The sequence below is a fragment of the Leifsonia sp. TF02-11 genome, from assembly GCF_017565305.1.
In the GTDB taxonomy this organism is placed as follows: Bacteria; Actinomycetota; Actinomycetes; order Actinomycetales; family Microbacteriaceae; genus Leifsonia.
Genome location: NZ_JAGEKP010000008.1, coordinates 115,995 through 136,945, shown reverse-complemented (window position 1 = coordinate 136,945; position 20,951 = coordinate 115,995). Strand labels below are relative to the sequence as shown.

18 protein-coding genes are annotated in these 20,951 nt (G+C 69.9%); 8 read left to right on the top strand and 10 right to left on the bottom strand.

The genetic code is table 11. The features are described 5' to 3' along the window. Nucleotides 1-6: 6 nt before the first annotated feature. From JNB50_RS12850 to JNB50_RS12830, 5 genes are all read right to left on the bottom strand, one after another. The gene (locus tag JNB50_RS12850; protein WP_208040531.1) at nucleotides 7-1,557 is read right to left on the bottom strand and encodes a CoA-acylating methylmalonate-semialdehyde dehydrogenase; all 1,551 of its coding nucleotides are present in this window, start codon (nucleotides 1,555-1,557) and stop codon (nucleotides 7-9) included. Nucleotides 1,558-1,586: 29 nt separating this feature from the next. Beyond that, nucleotides 1,587-2,507: a class I fructose-bisphosphate aldolase gene (locus JNB50_RS12845; RefSeq protein ID WP_243768428.1), complete on the bottom strand. Its 921-nt coding sequence runs from the start codon at nucleotides 2,505-2,507 to the stop codon at nucleotides 1,587-1,589. Then, complete coding sequence (iolC, locus tag JNB50_RS12840) at nucleotides 2,494-3,504, bottom strand: 5-dehydro-2-deoxygluconokinase (RefSeq protein ID WP_208040530.1); 1,011 nt, start codon at nucleotides 3,502-3,504, stop codon at nucleotides 2,494-2,496. The genes JNB50_RS12845 and iolC overlap by 14 nt, the downstream gene beginning before the upstream one ends. Before the next feature lie 139 nt (nucleotides 3,505-3,643). Further along, nucleotides 3,644-4,483, bottom strand: coding sequence for an NmrA/HSCARG family protein (locus JNB50_RS12835; RefSeq protein WP_208040529.1), 840 nt, complete (start codon nucleotides 4,481-4,483; stop codon nucleotides 3,644-3,646). A 119-nt stretch (nucleotides 4,484-4,602) separates the two neighbouring features. Then, the gene (locus tag JNB50_RS12830) at nucleotides 4,603-5,487 is read right to left on the bottom strand and encodes a helix-turn-helix domain-containing protein (protein ID WP_208040528.1); all 885 of its coding nucleotides are present in this window, start codon (nucleotides 5,485-5,487) and stop codon (nucleotides 4,603-4,605) included. 133 nt (nucleotides 5,488-5,620) lie between these two features. Between JNB50_RS12830 and JNB50_RS12825 the strand changes: the two genes are divergently transcribed. Continuing rightward, the gene (locus tag JNB50_RS12825) at nucleotides 5,621-6,652 is read left to right on the top strand and encodes an NAD-dependent epimerase/dehydratase family protein (RefSeq protein ID WP_208040527.1); all 1,032 of its coding nucleotides are present in this window, start codon (nucleotides 5,621-5,623) and stop codon (nucleotides 6,650-6,652) included. 126 nt (nucleotides 6,653-6,778) lie between these two features. Here the strand turns inward: JNB50_RS12825 and JNB50_RS12820 are convergent, their stop codons facing one another. The 3 genes from JNB50_RS12820 to JNB50_RS12810 all read right to left on the bottom strand — a co-directional run bounded on the left by JNB50_RS12820 (nucleotide 6,779) and on the right by JNB50_RS12810 (nucleotide 9,628). Beyond that, nucleotides 6,779-7,594 carry an ABC transporter permease gene (locus tag JNB50_RS12820; protein WP_208040526.1) on the bottom strand — a complete coding sequence of 272 codons (816 nt, stop codon included), beginning with the start codon at nucleotides 7,592-7,594 and terminating at the stop codon, nucleotides 6,779-6,781. After that, entirely contained in the window at nucleotides 7,591-8,493 is a 903-nt protein-coding gene (locus tag JNB50_RS12815) for an ABC transporter ATP-binding protein (RefSeq protein WP_208040525.1), read from the bottom strand. Before JNB50_RS12815 ends, JNB50_RS12820 begins: the two co-directional genes overlap by 4 nt. A 100-nt stretch (nucleotides 8,494-8,593) precedes the next feature. After that, the gene (locus tag JNB50_RS12810; RefSeq protein WP_243768427.1) at nucleotides 8,594-9,628 is read right to left on the bottom strand and encodes a LacI family DNA-binding transcriptional regulator; all 1,035 of its coding nucleotides are present in this window, start codon (nucleotides 9,626-9,628) and stop codon (nucleotides 8,594-8,596) included. Nucleotides 9,629-9,776: 148 nt separating this feature from the next. On the opposite strand from JNB50_RS12810, the gene JNB50_RS12805 reads away from it, so the two are divergent. The 6 genes from JNB50_RS12805 (at nucleotide 9,777) to JNB50_RS12780 (ending at nucleotide 16,864) form a co-directional block, all read left to right on the top strand. Next, a complete protein-coding gene (locus JNB50_RS12805; protein WP_208040524.1) occupies nucleotides 9,777-11,072 on the top strand; it encodes an extracellular solute-binding protein in 1,296 nt (431 codons plus the stop codon). Nucleotides 11,073-11,168: 96 nt separating this feature from the next. Beyond that, entirely contained in the window at nucleotides 11,169-12,131 is a 963-nt protein-coding gene (locus JNB50_RS12800; protein WP_307794712.1) for a sugar ABC transporter permease, read from the top strand. Beyond that, a complete protein-coding gene (locus tag JNB50_RS12795) occupies nucleotides 12,128-12,982 on the top strand; it encodes a carbohydrate ABC transporter permease (RefSeq protein ID WP_208040523.1) in 855 nt (284 codons plus the stop codon). Before JNB50_RS12800 ends, JNB50_RS12795 begins: the two co-directional genes overlap by 4 nt. Continuing rightward, nucleotides 12,979-14,784, top strand: coding sequence for a beta-galactosidase (locus JNB50_RS12790; RefSeq protein ID WP_307794711.1), 1,806 nt, complete (start codon nucleotides 12,979-12,981; stop codon nucleotides 14,782-14,784). The genes JNB50_RS12795 and JNB50_RS12790 overlap by 4 nt, the downstream gene beginning before the upstream one ends. Nucleotides 14,785-14,894: 110 nt before the next feature. Then, complete coding sequence (locus JNB50_RS12785) at nucleotides 14,895-15,383, top strand: MarR family winged helix-turn-helix transcriptional regulator (RefSeq protein WP_208040522.1); 489 nt, start codon at nucleotides 14,895-14,897, stop codon at nucleotides 15,381-15,383. A gap of 74 nt (nucleotides 15,384-15,457) precedes the next feature. Next, on the top strand, nucleotides 15,458-16,864 hold the full coding sequence (locus tag JNB50_RS12780; RefSeq protein WP_208040521.1) for an MATE family efflux transporter: 1,407 nt from the start codon (nucleotides 15,458-15,460) through the stop codon (nucleotides 16,862-16,864). Between the two features lie 58 nt (nucleotides 16,865-16,922). Here JNB50_RS12780 and JNB50_RS12775 read toward each other — a convergent pair whose 3' ends face one another. Both JNB50_RS12775 and JNB50_RS12770 read right to left on the bottom strand, forming a co-directional pair. Further along, nucleotides 16,923-17,342 (bottom strand): hypothetical protein, encoded by a 420-nt coding sequence (locus JNB50_RS12775; protein ID WP_208040520.1) that lies wholly within the window; start codon nucleotides 17,340-17,342, stop codon nucleotides 16,923-16,925. A gap of 51 nt (nucleotides 17,343-17,393) precedes the next feature. Continuing rightward, nucleotides 17,394-17,657 (bottom strand): DUF1905 domain-containing protein, encoded by a 264-nt coding sequence (locus tag JNB50_RS12770; RefSeq protein WP_208040519.1) that lies wholly within the window; start codon nucleotides 17,655-17,657, stop codon nucleotides 17,394-17,396. Nucleotides 17,658-17,987: 330 nt separating this feature from the next. Between JNB50_RS12770 and JNB50_RS12765 the strand changes: the two genes are divergently transcribed. Further along, nucleotides 17,988-20,867, top strand: coding sequence for an alkaline phosphatase family protein (locus JNB50_RS12765; protein WP_208040518.1), 2,880 nt, complete (start codon nucleotides 17,988-17,990; stop codon nucleotides 20,865-20,867). Nucleotides 20,868-20,951 lie beyond the last annotated feature (84 nt).

The window sequence follows — 20,951 nt, the reverse complement described above, 5'->3', positions numbered from 1 at the left end:
TGATCCTCAAGTGTTCTGCGGGAAGCCGAGGTTGATGCCGCCGTGCGTCGCCGGGTCGAGCCAGCGGCTGGTGATCGCCTTCTCACGCGTGAAGAAGTCGAAGCCGTGCACGCCGTAGGCCTTGGCGTCGCCGAACAGCGAGGCCTTCCAACCGCCGAACGAGTGGTAGGCGACCGGGACAGGGATCGGAACGTTGATGCCGATCATCCCGACCTGCACCTCGTTCTGGAACCGGCGGGCGGCGCCGCCGTCGTTGGTGAAGATCGCCGTGCCGTTGCCGAACTGACCGGAGTTGATGAGGTCGAGACCCTCCTGGAACGTCTGCACGCGCACCACCGAGAGCACCGGGCCGAAGATCTCCTCGCGATAAGCGGCGGACGTGATGGGGATGTTGTCGATCAGCGTCGGGCCGAAAAAGAAGCCGTCTTCGTGACCGTCGACGGTGAAGCCTCGCCCGTCGACCACGATGTCCGCGCCATCCCGCTCGGCGATGTCGACGTAGCCGGAGACCTTGTCGTGGTGCACCGCGGTGATCAGCGGGCCCATGTCGGGCTCGCCCTGCGCGTCTCCCACTCCGTTGCCGATCCGCAGCCTGCCGATGCGCTCGGTGATCTTCGCGATCAGGTCGTCCGCCACGGGCTCAACCGCGAGCACGACCGAGACGGCCATGCAGCGCTCGCCCGCGGCGCCGTAGCCCGCGTTGACCGCCTGGTCGGCGACCAGGTCGAGGTCGGCGTCGGGGAGCACCAGCATGTGGTTCTTCGCACCGCCGAGCGCCTGGACGCGCTTGCCGTTCTTCGAGGCCGTCTCGTAGATGTACTGGGCGATCGGCGTCGATCCGACGAACGAGATCGACTGGACCACCGGGCTGTTCAGCAGACCGTCGACGGCGAGCTTGTCGCCCTGCAGCACGGTGAAGACGCCGTCGGGGAGGCCCGCCTCCTTCCACAGGCGGGCCAGCCAGAGCGCGGCCGACGGGTCCTTCTCCGACGGCTTCAGCACCACCGCGTTGCCGGCGGCGATGGCGATGGGGAAGAACCACATCGGCACCATCGCCGGGAAGTTGAACGGCGAGATGATCCCCACGACGCCGAGCGGCTGCTTCAGGGAGTAGACGTCGATGCCGGTCGAGGCGTTCTCGGAGTAGGCGCCCTTGATCAGGTGCGGGAAGCCGGTCGCCAGCTCCACGACCTCCTGGCCGCGCAGGATCTCGCCCATCGCGTCGGAGAGCACCTTGCCGTGCTCGGCCGTGATGATCGCGGCGAGCTCGCCCTTGCGCGCGTTCAGCAACTCGCGGAACGCGAACAGCACCGACTGGCGCTTGGCGATCGAGTACTGGCCCCACACCGCGAACCCGCGCTGCGCCGATGCGATCGCCGCGTCGATCTCGCTCTGATCGGCGAGGGCCACGTTCGACGTCGCGACGCCGAGTGCCGGGTTGAAGACCGGTGCGGTGCGGCCGCTGCGCGACGGGTGCTCTGCACCGTCGATCCAGTGCGGGATGGTCGGGAGGTCGTGCGCGGCCTCGGCGGAGGGGATGGTCTCTGTGCTGGTCATGAGGTTCCTTAGCGGTGCGGCGGGCCGGGTCAGCGGCCGTGGACGAGGGAGGCGGCGATGTCGACGGCCTGGCCGACGTCCCCGTCTTTCGGATACAGGAGTGTGCGCCCGACGACGAGGCCGTGGACGCCGGGCAGCGCGAGCGCGGACTCCCACGATGCGAACGTCTCTTCCGGTGCCGCTTCGGAGTCGCCGCCGAGCAGCAGCGTCGGCAGTGTGGTCGCCGCCATCACGCGTTCCATCTCGGGAACGACCGGCAGCTTGAGCCAGGTGTAGGCCGACGAGGCGCCGAGACCCGAGGCGATCGCCACCGACTGGATGACGGCCTCGGTCGTCAGATCGTTGACGATCCTGCCGTCGTTCCAGCGGCTGAGGAACGGCTCGAGCAGGATCGGGAGGCGCTCCCGCGCAGCGGCGGTGACGGCGCAGGCCGTGGCCTCCAGCGTGCGGGCGGTGCCGACGTCCTCGAGGTTGACGCGCACGAGCAGCTTGGCGGCGTCGACGCCGTCGCGCACCATCGCGTCGACGTCGTAGCCCGTGAAGCGGTCGTCCATCTCGAAGACCGCGCCGCGCAGACCGCCGCGATTCATCGAGCCGACCGCGATCTTGTCGTCGAGCACACCCAGCAGCGCCAGGTCGTCGATGATGTCGGGGGTGCCGAGCACGCCGTCGACGCCCGGGCGCGAGAGCGCGAGCGCGAGGCGCTGCAGGAGGTCGTAGCGGTCGGCCATCGCCATCGGATCGCCGCCGACGCCCAGGGCGCCGCGCGCCGGGTGGTCGGCGGCCACGATGAACAGGCGGCCGTCGTCGCGCACGAGCGGGCGGCGGACGCGTGCGGCCAGCGCCGTCTGGACGTCGCCCGGGCTCGAGTGCCGCCGGGCGCGGAGCCGGGCGAAGGCCGCGTCGTCGATGAGCGGTGCGGAGCTTGCGATGAGGTCAGCTGCGGACATTCTGGAGCTCCTTCAGCACGGATTCGACCTCGGCGGTGGTCGGCATGGCGGTGGAGCACTCGCGGCGCGTCGCCACGATCGCTCCCGCGATGTTGGCGAACCGGATGACCCGCTCGAGCGACCAGTCTTGCAGCAGGCCGTAGCAGAGCGCTCCGCCGAAACCGTCGCCGGCACCGAGACCGTTGACGACCTCCACGAAGTAGGGCGGCACCTCCACCGTCTCGTCCCTGGTCTTCGCGAGCACACCGCGCGGACCCTGCTTGACGATCGCGAGCTCGACGCCGCGCTCGAGCAGAGCGTCGGCGGCGCGCAGCGGCTCGGTCTCGCCCACGGCGATCTCGCACTCCTCGCGGTTGCCGACCGCCACGGTGACCTGGCCGAGCGCTTTCTCGACCTCTGCGGTGGCGGCGGCGCCGCTCGGCCAGAACATCGGGCGGTAGTCGAGGTCGAGGATGGTCAGCGGTTGTCGGCCCCTGGCCTCCCACGCGACATGGTGGGCGGTGCGGCTGGGGTCGCGCGAGAGCCCGGTGACCGTCGACCAGTAGATGCGCGCCCGTCGGATCGCGTCGAGGTCGAGATCGTCGGGCGTGAGCGCGAGGTCGGGCGCGATCGGATCGCGGTAGAAGTAGAGCGGGAAGTCGTCCGGCGGAAAGATCTCGCAGAACGTCACGGGGGTCTTGAGCGTGCCGACGGTGCCCACGAAGCGGTCGTCGACGCCCAGGCGGCGCAGCTCGCGGTGGGCGTACCGACCGAAGGGATCGTCACCGGTCGCGGTGATCACGGCCGATCGGAGGCCGTGCCGGGCTGCGGCGATCGACACGTTGGTCGCGCTGCCGCCGAGGTACTTGCCGAAGGTCTCGACGTCTTCGAGGCCCACCCCGTCTTGCAGGGGGTAGAGGTCGACGCCGATCCGCCCGATGGTGATCAGGTCGAACGGCGCCCCCTGCTCGAAAGGCAGGCCAGGCTCGGAAGACGGACCTGGGCTGTCGCTCGTCATCTCGTGGAACTCCTTCGTCGCGGTCGTTCTGGTCGCTGGTCAAGCCTACACCTTATGTTCTATCAAACTGACATCAGTGGCAAGGCTGGGGCATAGGAGGTCGGCCATCATGGAGGCCGGCGCCGCGCCGGCGCCGGGTTCAGCGCCGGGCGACCAGCCACTCGGCGAAGGTGAGCACCCGCGGATCGAGGGCCGCCGTCGCGGCGAAGTCGGCCTGGTACGCCGGCAGGGTGGAGAACCAGCGGAACATCGACGCGCGGTCGTCGTCGAGCCCATCGACGGGCAGCTGCTCGAAACGCGTCGGCACCCCGGTCGCCGCGCTGATCTGCGCGACGATCTGCTCGAGCGTGAGCTCGTCGCCCGCGATCTCGACGGCGATCCCCGCCGCGCCCGCCGGATCGGTCGCGAGGGCGGCGACCACGCGGCCGACGTCGACGACGGCGATCAGCTGCAGAGGCACGTCCCCCGGCATCGGCAGGCGCACGACCGCCTCCTGGGCGTCCGGCGGCGGGAGCTGGTACACGAGGTTCTCCATGAAGAACACCGGTCGTACGATCGCGTGCGGCACTCCTGTCGCCTCCAGCGCCTCCTCGACTCGGCGTTTGCTCTCGAAGTGCGGGATGCCGGTCTCGCGTTCCGCACCGCCGACCGAGGAGTGCACGACGAACGGCACACCGGCGTCGCGGGCCGCCTCCACCAGGACGATGCCGCGCCGGGTCTCGCCGCGCGGGCCGTCCTCCCCCGAGAACGTCGTCATCAGCGAAAGCGCGGAGACCCCGTCTAGGGCGGCGCGGGTGGCGGCCCGGTCCTCCGCGTCGACGACCACGACCTCCACACCGCGCGCGGCGAGCGCACGCGCCCGGTCGGAACCGTCATCGCGGGTCAGCGCCCGCACGGTCGTACCCCGCTCGAGCAGCGCGTCGACGACCGCGCCGCCCTGCTTGCCGGTCGCGCCGACCACGGCGATCAGGTCTGACATCGTGGAGGACTCTGGAAATCGAACCAGACAGGTCGCCCCGATAGGCGAGTCCCCCTCGGACGCCCTTCAGCATACGCTGCTGCGGTGCCGTACGCCCGATAGGGCACGACACACGACGGTCAGCGAGCCTCGTGCGGCAGCCCGGCCTCCGGCGTCGTGCCGGTCGTCGCCCGCCCCGTCGGCTCGGTGGCGGAGAGCGACGCCAGGAGCCCCATCCGCTCCGCGTCCTCCGCCGTCGCCGCGTGGTAGAGCACCAGCACGATGCCGTCGGTGCCGGTGATCTGGAGCTTCTCGCGGTGAACGGTCAGCGCACCGACCTGCGGATGCTCGAACGTCAGGGTGCCTCCCTGGCGCTCGCGCACGTCGTGGCGGCTCCACAGCCGGCGGAAGAGAGGGCTGGCGATCGACAGTTCGCCGACCAGTTCGACGACCCTCGGATCGTCGGCGTCCGCGCCGACCGAGCGACGGAAGCCGGCGATCAACACCGCGGACGCGGCCTCCCAGTCGGGGAAGAGCGCTTGCTCCTCCGCCTCGAGGAAGACGTCGCGCAGGCGGTTGCGGCCGGCCACCAGCCGGGGCGACAGCGCGGTGGCGAGCGTGTTCGCCGCGAGGACGTCGAGAGACCGCCCTTCCACGAACGCCGGGAAAGGCAGCTGCGGCAGCAGCGCCGCCATGCTCGCGGGCACCGTCTCCGTTCGCGCACGCCTCGGCCGCCGCGGCGACCGGTCGGCGTTCACGAGGCCGAGCAGGTGGTTCGTCGCCTCCTCGTCGAGTTGCAGCACGCGCGCGATCGACCGGAGCACCTGGCCGGACGGGTTGCGGTCGCGACCCTGCTCCAGGCGCAGGTAGTACTCGGCGCTGATGCCGGCCAGCATCGCGACCTCCTCGCGTCGCAGCCCGGCGACGCGACGGGTGCCGAGCACCGGGATACCGAGGGTCTCCGGCGCGACCAGCTCGCGCCGGGCGCGCAGGAACTCCCCCAGCCGGTTCTGATCGTCGGTCATGTCGCCAACGGTACCCATGCCCGCGACGATGTGACTGTCCCTGCCGCTACCAGTGTGGACGGGGCCTGGCTGATGCACGCCTGTGGAGGAACGATCGAGGAGTCAGCATTTCGACCTCCCGAAAGGACGGACCATGTCCGGTCAACGCCTCCTCGTCACCGGCGGCTCCGGCTTCATCGCCGGACACATCATCCTGCAACTCCTCGACGGCGGACACGAGGTGCGCGCTACCCTCCGGTCGCTCGACCGGGAAGAGGCCGCGCGTTCGGGTCTGCGAGCGGCCGGTATGACGCACGAGGAGGCGCTGTCGTTCGTGGCGGCCGACCTCCTCGACGGCGCCGGCTGGGCCGATGCCGTCGGCGGAGTGGACGGCGTGCTGCACGTCGCCTCGCCCGTGCATCCTGGTCCGGTCGACGACGAGGACGACGTGATCGTCCCGGCGCGGGAGGGCACGATACGGGTGGTGCGGGCGGCGCGCGACGCCGGGGTTCCCCGCGTGGTGCTGACGTCGGCGTTCCACGCGGTCGGCTTCGGTCATCCGCCACTCGACCGCGCGTTCACCGAGGACGACTGGTCGCCGCTCGACGGCCCCGGCATGGACGCGTACGGCCGCAGCAAGGTGCTGGCCGAGCGGGCGGGTTGGGAGGCCGTGGCCGGTCAGGACCGCACCGAGCTCGTCACCATGCTGCCGGTCGCAGTGGTCGGCCCAGTGGTCGGAGGCGGCATCTCCGGGGCGACCCACCTCGTGCGGCGCGTGCTCACCGGCGAGCTGCCGGCCTATCCCGATTTCGCCGTGCCGTTCGTCGACGTTCGCGATGTCGCCGCGGCGCACATCGCGGCACTGACCGCGGACGGAGCGGGCGGCGAGCGGTTCCTGCTGGCAGCCCAGGAGGACGCCGTCCCGCTTGCGGAGGTGGGCGCTGTGCTGCGCGAGAGGCTCGGCGATCGCGCCGACCGGGTTCCGCCGCCCACTGCGCTGCTCCCGGACGCCGCCGTGCGCGCTGCCGCGGAGGGCAACCCGGGCATGCGGCCGATGGCGGCCGAGCTCGGCTACCGCAAGAAGGTCTCCACCGATAAGGCGCGCCGGCTGCTCGGCTTCTCGCCGCGGCCGTGGCAGGACGCGGTCACCGCAGCCGCCGAGAGCCTGCTCGCCGCAGGCGCCTAGCGCCCCTCCCCTCCCCTCCCCTCCCCTGCGTCGAAGGGCACGTTGTTGTCCCTTTCGAGCCCCGAAAGGGACAACAACGTGCCCCTCGGCGTCAGGAGCATGCGGATGGCAGGGCAAGAGGACGCGTCAGCGGCCGTCTTTGCGGATCCAGCGGAAGGTGAGGCGGCACGCGATCAGACCGGCGACCAACCAGATGAGCAGCACCACCGCGATCCAGCCGAGCTGCCAGCTGCCGCTCGGCTCCGCCGCTTCGAAGCTCGCGGGCAGGAACACGCTGCGCATGCCCTGCGCGATCCACTTGAGCGGGAAGAGGCTCGCGATGTTCTGCAGCCAGGTCGGCAGCAGGTTGAACGCCAGGTACACGCCGGAGATGAACTGCAGCACGAGCACGATCGGGATGATGACCGCGGTGGCGCTCTTGCCTGTACGCGGCACCGCCGAAAGCGCGATTCCGAGCACCGCCGAGGTCACGATCCCGAGTGCGTAGATCCAGGCGAACCGCAGCCAAAGCGCCGGATCGGTCGGCAGCGCCACGCCGAAGGCGACGCGGGCCATCAGCAGGAGCAGACCGATCTGGAGGATGCTCGTCGCGATGACCTGGCCCATCTTGCCGAGGAAGTACGACACGACCGGCAGCGGCGTCCCGCCCAGTCGCTTGAGCGTCCCGTCGCTCTTCTCCACGGCGATGTCGACGGCGAGGTTCTGCACACCGCTGAGCAGGATGCCCGCGGCGATCATCCCCGGCAGGTAGTACGCGGCCTGGGTGATGCCGCCACTGCCGTCGGGCGCCGCGCCGACCTTGCCGAGCCCCTGGAAGGCGACGGAGAAGATCCCGAGCATCACCACGGGGAACAGGAACGTGAAGAAGATCGTGTCCGACTGCCGGAAGTACACGAGCACTTCGTAGCGGATGCGCGACCAGCCCAGGGCGACGGAGGTCATGCCGCGACCCCCTCTGCGCCGGCACCTGCAGCGGCGCCCGCCCGCTCGTCGGCCTCCCGCACCAGCGCGAGGTAGATGTCTTCGAGGCTCGGCCGGATGACCTCCAGGTCGCGCGGCTCGCCCCCGAGCTCGGCCGTCAGCCGGGCGACCAGCGCACCCGGCGCGTCGGTGCGCTCCTCGTGCGGCGCTCCGGCCGCGTCGCGCCAGCGGACGATCGGGACGCGCGCAGTCGAACCGCCGATCTCGTCGACGGCGCCGATGTCGAGCAATGAGCCGTGGGCGATGACCGCCGCCCTGTCGCTCAGCTGGGCCGCCTCGTCGAGGTAATGGGTGGTGAGCAGGATGGTCGTCCCCTCCCGCTTCAGCGAGCGCACCAGCTCCCAGAACTGGCGCCGCGCCTCCGGGTCGAAGCCGGTGGTCGGCTCGTCGAGGAAGAGCAGCTCGGGCCGGCCGATCACGCCGAGCGCGACGTCCAGCCGGCGGCGCTGGCCACCCGAGAGGTTGCGGATGCGCGTCTTCGCCTTCTCCTCCAGCCCGACGGAGACGATGACCTCCTCGACGTCCCGGCTGTGCGGGTAGTAGCGGGCGAACTGGGCGAGCTGTTCGCGAACCGTCACGTTCGCGGCCTCCGAACCGGACTGCAGCACGATGCCGAGCCGGGCCTTCCAGGCGGTTCCCGCCTTGCCGGGGTCCTCACCGAGCACGCTGGCCTCACCGCCGTCACGATCGCGGTACCCCTCGAGGATCTCGATCGTCGTGCTCTTGCCCGCGCCGTTCGGCCCGAGCAGCGCGAACGTCTCGCCGTCGGCGATCTCGAAGTCGACGCCGCGCACGGCCTCGAACGAGCCGTACGACTTGCGCAGACCGCGGACGACCACGGCGGGAGGGCGAAGAGTCATGCGCTCATCATCCCGCGCGTCCCCGCTCGGCCGCAGCACCGGGAGCACGCGGTGAGCGCCGACGGAGAACCTTCCCGGCCTATGGCATCGATAACATCGGTCAGCGAGCCGGCGCGGGTCCCGTCGACGCCCGCACCACGAGCACCGGCTCGACCGAGGCCGGCGCCAGCGTGGTCTGCGGATCGGCGATGTAGCGCAGCAGGTGCTCGACGGCGAGGCGGCCCATGTCGCCGAAGGGCTGCGCGACGGTCGTGAGCGACGGCGAGCAGTACTCGGCGAGGGTGATGTCGTCGACGCCGACCACCGAGATGTCCTCCGGGACGCGCCTTCCCAGCTCATGGAACGCGCGGATGACGCCGAATGCCATCTCGTCGCTCGAGACGAACACCGCGGTGACCTCGGGGATCCGCGCCAGGATCAGCCCGTTGTGATAGCCGGAGGCCGGCGACCAGTCGCCCTTCAGCTCCGGAGGAGGAGTGACCCCCGCCGCCTCGAGCGTGCTGCGCCAGCCTTCGCTGCGGCTCACCGCGTCCAGCCACTCGGCCGGCCCCGAGAGGTGCCAGACCGTCGTGTGGCCGAGGTCGAGCAGGTGCTGCGTGGCCAGGCGCGCTGCCTGGGACTGGTCGACGGCGACGATCTCGGTCGTCGAGGTTCGCGAGCCGTCGATGGTGATGGTGGGGATGGCCGTCGTGAGCTCTTCGATGCGCCTGGTCACCTGGATGAGCGGCAGGGCGAGGACGATGCCGTCGACGCCCTGGTCGGCCAGCCGCGACATCGCCTCCTCCACCGCGGCGGGCTCCAGCGACGGGCTGGTGGCGGAGCTGACCGCGTAGCCGGCGTCGCGGGCGGCCTCCTCGACGCCGAGGGTCACGGCCGTGCGCGAATAGAAGCCGGTCTGCAGCAGCACGATGCCGATCGTCCTGCTGTGCCCGGAGGACAGCATCCGCGCGGCATTGTTCATGCGGTAGCCGAGCTGTTCGACCGCGGCGAGCACCTTCGCGCGGGTCTTCTCCTGCACGTTGGGATGGCCGCTGAGCGCACGGGAGACCGTCTGCGCTGACACGCCGGCGACCCGCGCGACGTCGGCCATGCCGGGCGGTTTCGCCGGCGCGTCTCGTTCTTGGGTGCTCGACATGGAGCCATGCTAGCGCGCGCATCGCCGAACAGGCGCGGATTCGCGACGATCGTGCCCGCCTCCGTCCCAAGCAATTGTTATCGGTATCAATTTGTGCGAGACTCTCCTCCTGACCCCAGTGAGGGTGTCTGCGATCAAAGGAGAGGCAGTGAAGAAGTCAGCAGCAATCCGCCTGGCGGGTGCGGCGGGGGCGATCGCCCTCGGCATCATGGGCTTGACCGGCTGTTCCGGAGGGTCCGGCACCTCGTCAGCGCCAGCGGCCGTCACCTTCTGGGGCTGGGCGCCCGGATACGCCGACGCGGTGAAGGCGTTCAACGCCTCGCACAAGGACGTGAAGGTCACCTACCAGGAAGTGCAGCCGGGCTCCAAGGGCGGCTACCAGAAGATGCTCAACGCGGTCACCGCCGGCAACGCGCCGTGCCTCGCGCAGGTCGGCTACGAGACCCTCCCGAGCTTCGCCGCCCAGGGAGCGCTCGAAGACGTCGCGTCCACCGCGAAGGCCGACGAGAAGGACTTCCAGCCCGCCGCCTGGAAATCGGTCACCATCGGCGACGCCGTCTACGGAGCGCCCGTCGACACCGGCCCCATGGGGCTGTTCTACAACAAGCAGCTGTTCGACTCCCTCGGGCTGAGCGCACCGACCACCTGGGCGGAGTACAAGGCCGACGCCGAGAAGATCCACGCCTCCGACCCGACGAAGTTCATCTCCTCCCCCTACCTCGACTACGACTACGCCGGACTCGCCTGGCAGACCGGGGCCGCCTGGTTCGGTGTCGACAGTGACGCCTGGAAGGTCAGCCTGGCCTCCGACGCCAACCTGAAGATCGCGGACTACTGGCAGGGCCTCGTCTCGGAGGGCCTGATCAGCAGCGCTCCGATGTACGACCAGGCCTGGTACACGGGTCTCGGCAACGGGAGCATCGCGACGGTCGTCGGCGCGGTCTGGCAGGCGGGTGTCATCAAGGGCGGCGCGGCCGATGGCTCCGGCAAGTGGGCCGTCGCCCCGATGCCGCAGTGGTCGGCGGGCGACGACCAGGTCGGCAATGCCGGAGGTTCGGCGACCGCCGTGCTCAAGGGCTGCTCCGACACCAAGGCCGCGTGGGAGTTCGCGCACTGGCTGAGCACCGACAAGACCACCTTCGACACGCTGGTGAAGAAGGCCGGACTCTACCCGGCAGCGACCGGGCTCGCCGACCTCCCGGCGCTCACCGAGGGCGACGCGTACTTCGGCGGCCAGAAGATCTTCGACGTGTTCGCGAAGGCGGCACCGAAGGTCAACCCCGACTGGACCTGGGGACCGGTCATGACGAAGACCGCGGCCGACCTCGACGACGGACTGGGCAAGGCCTGGTCGGGTCAGGGAACGATCGCCGACGCGCTGAAGACTGCGCAGGACAAGACGATCGCCGAACTGAAGAAGCAGGGTCTGAAGGTCAGCCAGTAGCGACCTCCCGGACCGGGATGCGGCGGTCGACCCCGAGTGGACCGCCGCATCCCGCCGCACAACGCACCACGAACGCCCGCAGGAGAGAAGGAACCCGTGACCGACCTGGCCGTCGCCGAACCCCCGGCGACCTCAGCGGCGAGACCCGCCGGCCCCCGCGCCCCGCGAAAGCCGCGCCGCGGGATCGGCTGGCGGGCGCCGCTGCTCTTCCTCGGGCCATTCGTCGTGCTGTTCGCGGCGATGAACGTCGCCCCGATCGTCTATGCGTTCGTGAGCAGCCTGTTCACGGTGAAACGGTCGGGGCTCGGCCTCGCCGCGCCGGAGCAGATCTTCGATCCGATCGCGAACTACATGCACGCCTTCGGCGACGCCGACTTCGTCGCGTCGCTCGGCCGGGTCCTCCTGTTCGGCGTGGTGCAGGTTCCCGTCATGCTGGGGCTCGCCCTGGCGCTCGCGCTGCTCATCGACTCGAAGTCGGCACGCGGCAAGGGCTTCTTCCGCCTGTCGAGCTTCCTTCCGTACGCGATCCCCGGCGTGAGCGCGGCTCTGGTCTGGTCGTTCATGTACTCGACCACGTCGAGCCCGATCAACCATCTCCTGCAGCCGCTCGGCATCCAGCTGCCGTTCTTCGACGACGGCACGGTGCTCTGGTCGGTGGCGAACATCGTCACCTGGAGCTGGACCGGCTACAACATGATCATCATCTACGCCGCTCTGCAGTCCATCCCTGCCGAGGTGCTGGAGGCCGCCAGACTCGACGGCGCGTCCGCCTTCCGCACGGCCTGGAGCGTCAAGATCCCGATGGTGCGCAGCGCGATCGTGCTCACCGCCGTCTTCTCCATCATCGGGTCGGCGCAGCTCTACAACGAGCCGACGGTGCTCCAACCGATCTCTGGCGGCTCCATCTCGTCGACCTTCACCCCCATCATGTCGGCCCAGGCCGCCGTCGGCGCGGGCAACTACCCCTACGCCGCCGCCCAGTCGGTCATCCTCGCGGTGCTCGTCGGCGTGATCTCGTTCGTCTTCTTCCGACTCACCAGCAAAGGGGACGCGGCGTGACCCTCCTCAGCCCGCGACGTGACACCACGCCGCTCAGCCGGACGATCGTGACGGTGCTGCTCGCCGTCTCGACCGTCTACTTCCTCTTCCCGCTCTGGTGGCTGCTGGTGTCGGCGACCAAGCCGTTTGGCGAGCAGTTCTCGGGCAACGGGCTCTGGTTCGACGGGTTCGGCCTGTTCGACAACCTCGCCAGGCTCACCGCGCAGAACGACGGCATCTTCTGGCAGTGGATGCTCAACAGCCTGATCTACTGCGGCGTCGGCGCCGCGATCGGCACCCTCCTGTCGGCGATGGGCGGCTACGCACTGGCCAAGTACGACTTCCCGGGACGTGGAGCCCTCTTCGGGGTGATCCTCGCCGCCGTGCTGGTGCCGAAGATCCTGTTCACCCTGCCGCTCTACCTGATGTTCTCCGGTGTCCACCTGATCAACAACCCACTCGCCGTCCTTCTGCCGAGCGTCGTCAGCCCGTTCGGCGTGTACCTGGCGCGGGTCTTCGCCGCCCAGTCGGTGCCGGACGAGGTGATCGAGGCCGGTCGGCTCGACGGCGCGGGCGAGTTCCGCATCTTCCGTGCGATCTCGACCCGGATGATGCTCCCGGCGCTCGTGACGATCTTCCTGTTCCAGTTCGTCGAGATCTGGAACAACTACCTCCTGCCCGCGATGGTGCTGGGCGACGACCACCTGCAGCCGGTGACCGTGGGCCTCGTCGGCTGGAACGCCAGCCATGTCGCGGTTCCTCCGCCCCTGGTGGTCATCGGTTCGCTCGTCTCGATCGTGCCGCTGGTCATCGCGTTCCTCGCCCTGCAGCGGTTCTGGCGTGCCGGGATGACGGCGGGAGCCGTGAAGTGACGCTGACGGCGACCTCCGCTCTGCTGACGTTCGACGACGGGAGGCTGCTCCGCGACGGCGTGCCGCACCAGGTGCTATCGGGCTCGCTGCACTACTTCCGGGTGCATCCCGCGCAGTGGCGCGACCGGCTGGAGCGACTCGCGGCCCTCGGGCTCAACACGGTCGACACCTACGTCGCGTGGAACTTCCACCAGGGCCGCCCGGACCGTGCGGCCTCCTTCGAGGGCTGGCGCGATCTCGAGGCCTTCGTCACGATCGCGGGCGAGCTCGGGCTGGATGTCATCGTGCGTCCGGGGCCGTACATCTGCGCCGAGTGGGACAACGGCGGGCTCCCCGCGTGGCTCACGGCGACAGTGGGAACGCGAGCCCGCACCTCCGACCCGGCGTACCTCGCCGCCGTCGCCGCCTGGTTCGACGACCTCATCCCGCGGCTGGCCGCCCTGCAAGCCTCCAACGGCGGACCGATCGTCGCCTTCCAGGTCGAGAACGAGTACGGCAGCTACGGCGACGACGCCTCGTACCTGGCCTGGCTGCGGCAGGCCCTGGTCGACCGCGGTGCGTCCGAGCTGCTCTACACGGCGGACGGCCCCACCGACCTGATGCTCGACGGCGGCTCCCTCCCCGGCACGCTCGCGACCGCGACGTTCGGCTCCCGGGCGGCGGAGGCGTTCGGGCTGCTGCGCTCCCGGCGCGAGGGCGAGCCGCTCCTGTGCGCGGAGTTCTGGAACGGCTGGTTCGATCACTGGGGTGAGCGGCACCACGTGCGGTCTGTGCCGAGCGCCGATGCGACGCTGGGCGACATCCTCGACGCCGGGGGGTCGGTCAGCCTCTACATGGCGCACGGGGGAACGAACTTCGGGCTGTGGGCGGGCGCCAACCACGACGGGAGGTTGCAGCCGACGATCACGAGCTACGACTCCGACGCCCCTATCGCCGAGCACGGGTCCGTCACGGCCAAGTTCCACGCGTTCCGGTCGCGGTTCGTGGCGGCGGGAGGTCGGGAGCTCCCCGTTCCCGCCGATCCGGTGATCCTCCCGGCGCGCAGCGTCCCGGTCGTCCGGGGCGCCGGTCTGCTCCCGGCGCTGGGTTCGATCGCGCCGCGCGGCGCGCAGCCGACGCCGCCGAGCTTCGAGGAGCTGGGGATCGCCTCGGGGCTGGTGCTCTACACCGCGACGCCGCGGGCGCCGCTGGGCGACATCGAGCTCAGCGTGCGAGGGCTCCACGACCGGGCCCAGGTCTTCATCGACGGGGAGCCGGTCGGCGTGCTCGACGGCGACGGCTCCCTGCCCGTGCGCGGGACCGGCGCTCTGGTCGACCTGCGGATCCTGGTGGAGAACCAGGGGCGCATCAACTACGGGCCGCTGCTCGGACAGGGCAAGGGGATCCTCGGCGGGGTGCAGCTCGGGCGCCGACTCGTCCACGGCTGGACGGCGACGCCGCTGCCCCTCGATGAGTGGACGGCGGTGGAGCTGGCGGCGCTGGCGGGTGCGGACGCCGGCGCGGCCTTGGACGCGTCGGCGGCGGGCTTCTCGACGGCGCACTTCGTGCTCGGCGGCGACGAGCCGGCGGACGCCTTCCTCGCCCTGCCCGGCTTCGGCAAGGGGTTCGTCTGGGTGAACGGGTTCCTGCTCGGCCGCTACTGGGAGGTGGGGCCGCAGACGACACTGTACGTACCGGCTCCCGTGCTCGAGGTCGGCGTCAACACCATCACGGTGCTGGAGCTGCTGCACTCGGGCACGCACCTCGAGTTCCGTGACCGCCCGGAGCTCGGCCCTCCCGAGGAGTACGTCGAGACCTTCTGACCGCTCACCGAGGGGCACGTTGTTGTCCCTTTCGGCGCGCGAAAGGGACAACAACGTGCCCTTCGGCGATCCGGTTGACAGTTTGAGTTCTAACTATTAGAGTTCAAACTATGACATCGAGGATCGACCGGTTGACCGAGCTCGTCCGCAGCGTCGCCTTCGCGGGACGCGCGGCGGCCGAGGAGTGGGTGCGCGACAGCGGACTCACCCGGCAGCAGGCGTTCACGCTCGGCTACCTCGAGCAGAACCAGGATCGCGACGTGATCGCCCGCGAACTGGCCGAGATGTCCGGCACCACCGCCGCCAGCGTCACCAGCCTCCTGCAGGGGCTGGAGGAACGCGGCTACGTCACGCGCACCTCGTCGCCGAACGACGCCCGCATCAAGATCGTCCGCGTCACCGCGGAAGGAGCGCGGGTCGTCGCCGGCTTCGACGAGTCGATGGCGGCCGAGCAGCGCAAGCTGTTCGACGCCCTCGACGAGAACGAGCAGGATCAGCTGATCGCGCTGCTCGAGCGCGTGGTCGGCTCCGACCCATCCGCCGCCGCTCCATCTGGAGGCGGCCCGTCCCGCACAGCGCCACCCTCCGGCCGCCGCTAGTCGGCCGCCACCGGCGCACTCCGCACCCCTCACTTCCTCTCATCGAAAGCCGTTCACGGAACGGAGGCCCCGTCATGTCCTCGAACCGCCACTATCTCTCATCCGCGCCGATCTGGCGCTCGCTGGTGCACCTGTGCGTGCCCATGATCGCCGGCTTCTCGGTCGGCAGCGTCTACAACATCATCAACGCCGGCTTCGTCGGCTCGCTGCACTCCACCCCGCTGCTCGCAGCGCTCACCTTCTCCCTGCCGGTGTTCGCCCTCCTCATGGCGATCGGCGGCGTCTTCGGCGTCGGCGGCGGCACGTACGTGTCGCGCCTGCTCGGCTCGCAGGAGCAGGAGGGCGCCGACACCGCGGCGTCTGCCGAGCGCATCAAGCAGGTCGCGTCGTTCACCCTGTGGGGTTCCCTCATCGCCGGTGCCGTGATCGGAGTCGTCGGACTGGTCTTCGCCACTCCGCTGGCCGTCGCCGTCGGCGCCACCGGCGCGTCCGTCGCCCCGACCGCGCTCTACATCGGCGCGATGTTCGCCTTCACGCCGGTGTACGTCGCGGCTTTCGCGCTGGAGCAGCTGGTCAGGGCGGAGGGCGCGGCCGTGGCCTCGATGACCGGGCTGATCGCCTCCACCATCGCGAACCTCCTGTTCGACGTGCTGTTCATCCTGGTGCTCGGCTGGGGCGTGCTCGGCGCGGGCATCGCCCTCGGACTCTCCAACCTGGTCACCGTCGGCTACTACGTCTGGTGGCTGACGACCCGAAGCGAGACGATCTCGCTGGCGCCGCGACACTTCCGCGCCGACCGGGAGCTGCTGACCTCGGTGTTCGGGGTCGGCGTCTCCGAGCTGCTGATGTCGTCGTTCCTGATCGTCACCACGCTCGTCATGAACTGGATCGCGATCGGCTACGGCGCCTCCCTGCTGGCCGCGATGGGCGTGGCCCTGCGGATCTCGCAGCTGCCGGAGATGATCTGCATGGGCGTCTTCATGGGCGCGATCCCGCTGTTCGCCTACGCCTTCGGAGCGCGGGACCACGGAAGGCTGAAGAAGGCGATCACCGGCAGCGCGATCGCCATCGCGGGGATCACCGCGGTCTTCTCGACCATCGTGTTCCTGTTCCGCGACCAGGTGTTCGCACTGTTCAGCGCCGACCCGTCGGTGGTCGCCGACGGCACGCTCATCCTGACGGCCATGCTCGTCTCGACGCTGTTCAACGGATTCACCGGGCTGATCATCGCGGTCTTCCAGGCCACGGAGCAGATGCGCAACGCCACCATCATGTCGGTCGCGCAGGGCGTGCTGTTCATCCCGATCGTTCTGCTGGGCAACGCGGTCTTCGGGATGGCCGGCGTGATCTGGTCGATGACCGTCACCGAGGCGCTGTGCTTCGCCGCGGGCGCGCTGCTCTTCGCCCGCTCCCGCCGCGCGCTGAACGCACCCTCCGCCGAGGCCGCGCAGCAGGCCCAGGAGGCCCTCGCCGCGGCCTGACGCCCGCCGCCGAGATGTGAGTAATCGCGGGATTCCGGGCGCGGATTCCCGCGATTACTCACGTTTCACGGTGCGTGAGGGCCGATCGCACGTCGTCACGGTCGAGGCGGTTGCGGTCCAGCCAGCGTTCGAAGCCGGCGACGGTCGCGACCGGCGGCGCCGTCTCGAAGCGGATGCCGGCATCCGCCAGGCGGGTTCGGAGCTGCTCCCGGATCCGGGAGCGCTGGAGTAGGGCGAGCGGGCTCGCGTACGCCACGGCGAGGGCGAGCAGCGGCAGCGCCCAGCCGAACCCGGACGTCAGGTCCAGCGGGAGGCCGAGGATCGCGATCGTGACCGCCGACACGGCCGTCATCGCGGTCACGACCGCGAGAGCTCGCGCCAGGACGGACGCGGCCGCGATGCGCGAGCCCAACACCTCGCCGACGAGAGGCGCCCGCGCCGACGCACCGCGTCGCGGCGTGCGCTGCTGCCTCATCACGGCACGAATCTAGTCGAGAGGTGACATGTCGTCGCCCCTCGCGGGCGGGGCTCAGCGGTCGGGGTCGACGACCAGCTCCACTTCGACCTCGTCGCCCGCGGCGCGGCCGGTCTTCTTGCGGGTCTCCGCGTTGAACGAGACCAGGTAGCGGCCTCCCATCACACCGACCGTCGTCGTGTAACTGTAACCACCATCGATGGTTACGCGGACAGGGACGCGCTTGCCGCGGTCGAAGGCGAGCACGACCTCCTCTGGCACGACGATGCCGACGTTGTTTCCGCCGGTGGACTCGAGCACGGTGCGGAAGACGGTCATCGGACCTCCAGCGTCGGGATGGTGCGCGGGTGGGATGCGGTGAGCCTACTCCCGCGCCGCCCTGAGAGTCCGTACAGGCCGGGCGGCAGGCGCCCGGCGGGCGTTCACCTTCGCTTTCCGCCCACCATCAGGGGTACCGCTCGCCGACACGCCGCGCGGGCGCCGCGACCGTAACCGCCCATTCATGAACCGTTTGGTTGACCCCCTCACGGGGGTCACACCAGGGTCGTCTCTGTGACCTCCCTATGAGGTCCCTCAACCGGTCGGCACGCCCTCGCAACGCGCCACCGGCCTGCCTTCTCACCACAACTTCGGGAAAGGTCTCGGCAGATGCACGGCAACACCCCCCGACCATCCAAACTCACCACACGACAGCGCGTCATCGCGGTCACCGCGACCACCTGCGCGCTCGCACTCCTCGGCGGCGGAATCGCCGCAGCCTCCACGATCGGGTTCGGCAACCAGCAGGTCGGCCAGAACTACCCGAACGGTGAGCAGGTCTCCGCCAACCAGGTCATCCAACCCGTCGGCACCCGCCTGATGACGCCGTTCGGAAAGCTCATGGGGTCGACCGTCAGCCCCGACGGCCACTACCTCGTCGGCACCAGCGCCGACCGCTCGGTCGACCTGCAGGTCTTCGACCTCGACTCCTACAAGCCCGTCGCCGCAGCGGGTACGCTCGCGGCGGCGTCGTTCGCGACCGCGGCCGCCAATGCGGGGTACGGCGACATGAAGTACCTCAAGATCTCGGACGGCACGGTCGGCCAGGAGGGCCCGGCCTTCTCCCCCGACGGGAAGTTCCTCTTCGAGCCGGTCGCGACCGGGATCATCCGCTACCCCTTCAACAGCGACGGGTCGCTCGGCGCCGGCACGAAGATCGCCATCCCGAACTCGGCAGCCGGCCAGGAGGCCCTGACCGCAGGGATGACGTTCTCGCCCGACGGCTCCACGCTCTACGCCGCGGTCAACGGCCAGAACACCGTCGTGGCCATCGACCCCGTCGCCGGAACCATCACGCAGACCTTCGCGGTCGGCATCGCGCCCCGCCAGCTGACCTTCGTCGGCTCGCGCCTCTACGTGTCGAACGAGGGAGGCCGCCAAGCCGTTGCGGGAGACGCCACCCTCGGCTCGTACGGCACCGCCGTCCCGGCCGACACGAACCTCGCCACCACCACGACGGGCACCGTCAGCGTCATCGACACCGCGAACCCGGCGACCGCCGTCTCGACGATCCCGGTGCAGCTTCACCCGACCGCGATGCACCTGGACGGCACGACGCTCTACGTGGCCAACACGAACAGTGACACCGTCTCCGTCGTCGACACCCGCACCAACACCGTCGTCCAGACCTTCGCCACGCAGCCGTGGGCCTCCTCGAAGACCGGCTACGAGCCGACCGCGATCACCCAGCAGGGCGACCACCTGCTCGTGTCCCTCGGCCGCGCCAACGCCATCGCGGTCTACAAGATCGACCGCAAGGACCCGCGCGACCCGGCCAGCTTCATCGGCCTCCTGCCGACGGACTACTTCCCGGAGAACGTCACCGCTGTGAAGGGAAGCATCGTCGTCACCAACACGCGCGGCGTCGACGCGCGAGGCCCGCTGCTGACCTTCAACAAGGGCCAGGGCACCACCCCGGCGACGGGTCACGGCACCCACTCGACCACGGCCTCCCTCACCACGTTCGCCCTGCCGAGCGACAAGGAGATCCAGAAGTACACGGCGACCGTGTTCGCCCAGAACGGCTGGGGCTCCTCCTCGCGGAAGGAGGCGCAGGGCGACCAGGGCGAGAACCAGGACGGTCAGGGTCAGGACGAGGCGGCCAACGCCATCCCGAAGCGGATCGGTGACCCATCGCCGATCAAGCACGTGTTCCTCCTGGTCAAGGAGAACCGCAGCTACGACCAGCTGTACGGCGACCTGAAGCAGGGCAACGGCGACCCGACGCTGACGCAGTTCGGCGCCAAGGTCACACCGAACCAGCACGCGCTCGCCACCCAGTTCGGCCTGTACGACAACACCTACGACATCGGCACGAACTCCGCGGAAGGCCACAACTGGCTGATGCAGGGCGACAACCCGGCGTACACCGAGACCAGCGCCGGCGAGTACACGCGCTCGTACGACACCGAAGAGGACGTGCTGGGCCACCAGCGCTCCGGCTTCCTGTGGACCTCGGTCCAGTCCGCGGGCAAGACGGCCAAGAACTTCGGCGAGTTCGAGTACGGAGAGGGCAAGCCGGCCGGGGCGACCTGGCAGCAGTACTACTGCACGGCGCAAGGCGTGATGGCGGGAGGGGACCCGTCGACGCTGTTCGACCCGTCGATCCAGCTGCACGCGAGCTCGGCCATCCCGTCGCTCAACGCGATCACCGACCCGAACGCCGCGCCGTTCGACCTCGCGGTGCCCGACATCTACCGGTACGAGACCTGGAAGCAGGACTTCGAGAAGAACGGTCCGTCGAACCTCAACATGGTCTGGCTCTCCAGCGATCACACCGGCGGCACGGCCGACCCGGAGGCGCAGGTCGCCGACAACGACCTCGCCGTCGGGAAGATCGTCGACGAGATCTCGCACTCGCGGTACTGGAAGGACTCGGCCATCTTCGTGGCGGAGGACGACACCCAGGACGGCGCCGACCACGTCGACGGCCACCGCGCGCCCATCCAGGTGATCAGCCCCTACGCCGCCCACGGCAAGACCGTGAGCACGTTCTACTCGCAGATCAACCTGGTCCGCACCATCGAGCAGATCCTCGGCGCCCAGCCGATGAACCAGAAGCTCGCCGCGGCGACGCCGATGACGGACGCGTTCACGAACAAGCCCGACCTCACCCCCTACAACGCGGTGCTCAACCAGGTGCCGCTGACGGAGGGCGTCGTCACCGCACCCGCGTGCGGCTACGACACGATGGGCGCGACCGGTGAGGCCGCGAAGGCGATCAACGCGGCAGCGGCCCAGGCCGCAGCTGTGCCGGCGGCCGAGCAGGCGACGGCAGCGAAGTGGCAGAAGTGGGCGGACAAGCAGCACTTCACAGGAACGGCAGGGCACCCGGCCATCCCGGACTACGACAACCCGCTGCTCATGAACCGGTGGACCTGGTACCAGACGCACCACTGGACCTCGCCCTACCCGGGCGACGCGAAGATCTACAGCCCGGACGACGTGCCGGGGATCGCGCCGGGGTCGACGGACCACGACGACCAGTGATCACCGCGTGCTGAGCCCCTGATCTCGAGGGGCACGCAGAGCGCCCTCATCCCGCGCGGATGAGGGCGTTCGCGTGCCCCTCGG

Bases quoted from the DNA above. Each gene is read 5' to 3' on its own strand.
- JNB50_RS12850 (WP_208040531.1), bottom strand. From the start codon at position 1,557: ATGACCAGCACAGAGACCATCCCCTCCGCCGAGGCCGCGCACGACCTC.
- JNB50_RS12845 (WP_243768428.1), bottom strand. From the start codon at position 2,507: ATGTCCGCAGCTGACCTCATCGCAAGCTCCGCACCGCTCATCGACGAC.
- iolC (WP_208040530.1), bottom strand. From the start codon at position 3,504: ATGACGAGCGACAGCCCAGGTCCGTCTTCCGAGCCTGGCCTGCCTTTC.
- JNB50_RS12835 (WP_208040529.1), bottom strand. From the start codon at position 4,483: ATGTCAGACCTGATCGCCGTGGTCGGCGCGACCGGCAAGCAGGGCGGC.
- JNB50_RS12830 (WP_208040528.1), bottom strand. From the start codon at position 5,487: ATGACCGACGATCAGAACCGGCTGGGGGAGTTCCTGCGCGCCCGGCGC.
- JNB50_RS12825 (WP_208040527.1), top strand. From the start codon at position 5,621: ATGTCCGGTCAACGCCTCCTCGTCACCGGCGGCTCCGGCTTCATCGCC.
- JNB50_RS12820 (WP_208040526.1), bottom strand. From the start codon at position 7,594: ATGACCTCCGTCGCCCTGGGCTGGTCGCGCATCCGCTACGAAGTGCTC.
- JNB50_RS12815 (WP_208040525.1), bottom strand. From the start codon at position 8,493: ATGACTCTTCGCCCTCCCGCCGTGGTCGTCCGCGGTCTGCGCAAGTCG.
- JNB50_RS12810 (WP_243768427.1), bottom strand. From the start codon at position 9,628: ATGTCGAGCACCCAAGAACGAGACGCGCCGGCGAAACCGCCCGGCATG.
- JNB50_RS12785 (WP_208040522.1), top strand. From the start codon at position 14,895: ATGACATCGAGGATCGACCGGTTGACCGAGCTCGTCCGCAGCGTCGCC.
- JNB50_RS12780 (WP_208040521.1), top strand. From the start codon at position 15,458: ATGTCCTCGAACCGCCACTATCTCTCATCCGCGCCGATCTGGCGCTCG.
- JNB50_RS12770 (WP_208040519.1), bottom strand. From the start codon at position 17,657: ATGACCGTCTTCCGCACCGTGCTCGAGTCCACCGGCGGAAACAACGTC.
- JNB50_RS12765 (WP_208040518.1), top strand. From the start codon at position 17,988: ATGCACGGCAACACCCCCCGACCATCCAAACTCACCACACGACAGCGC.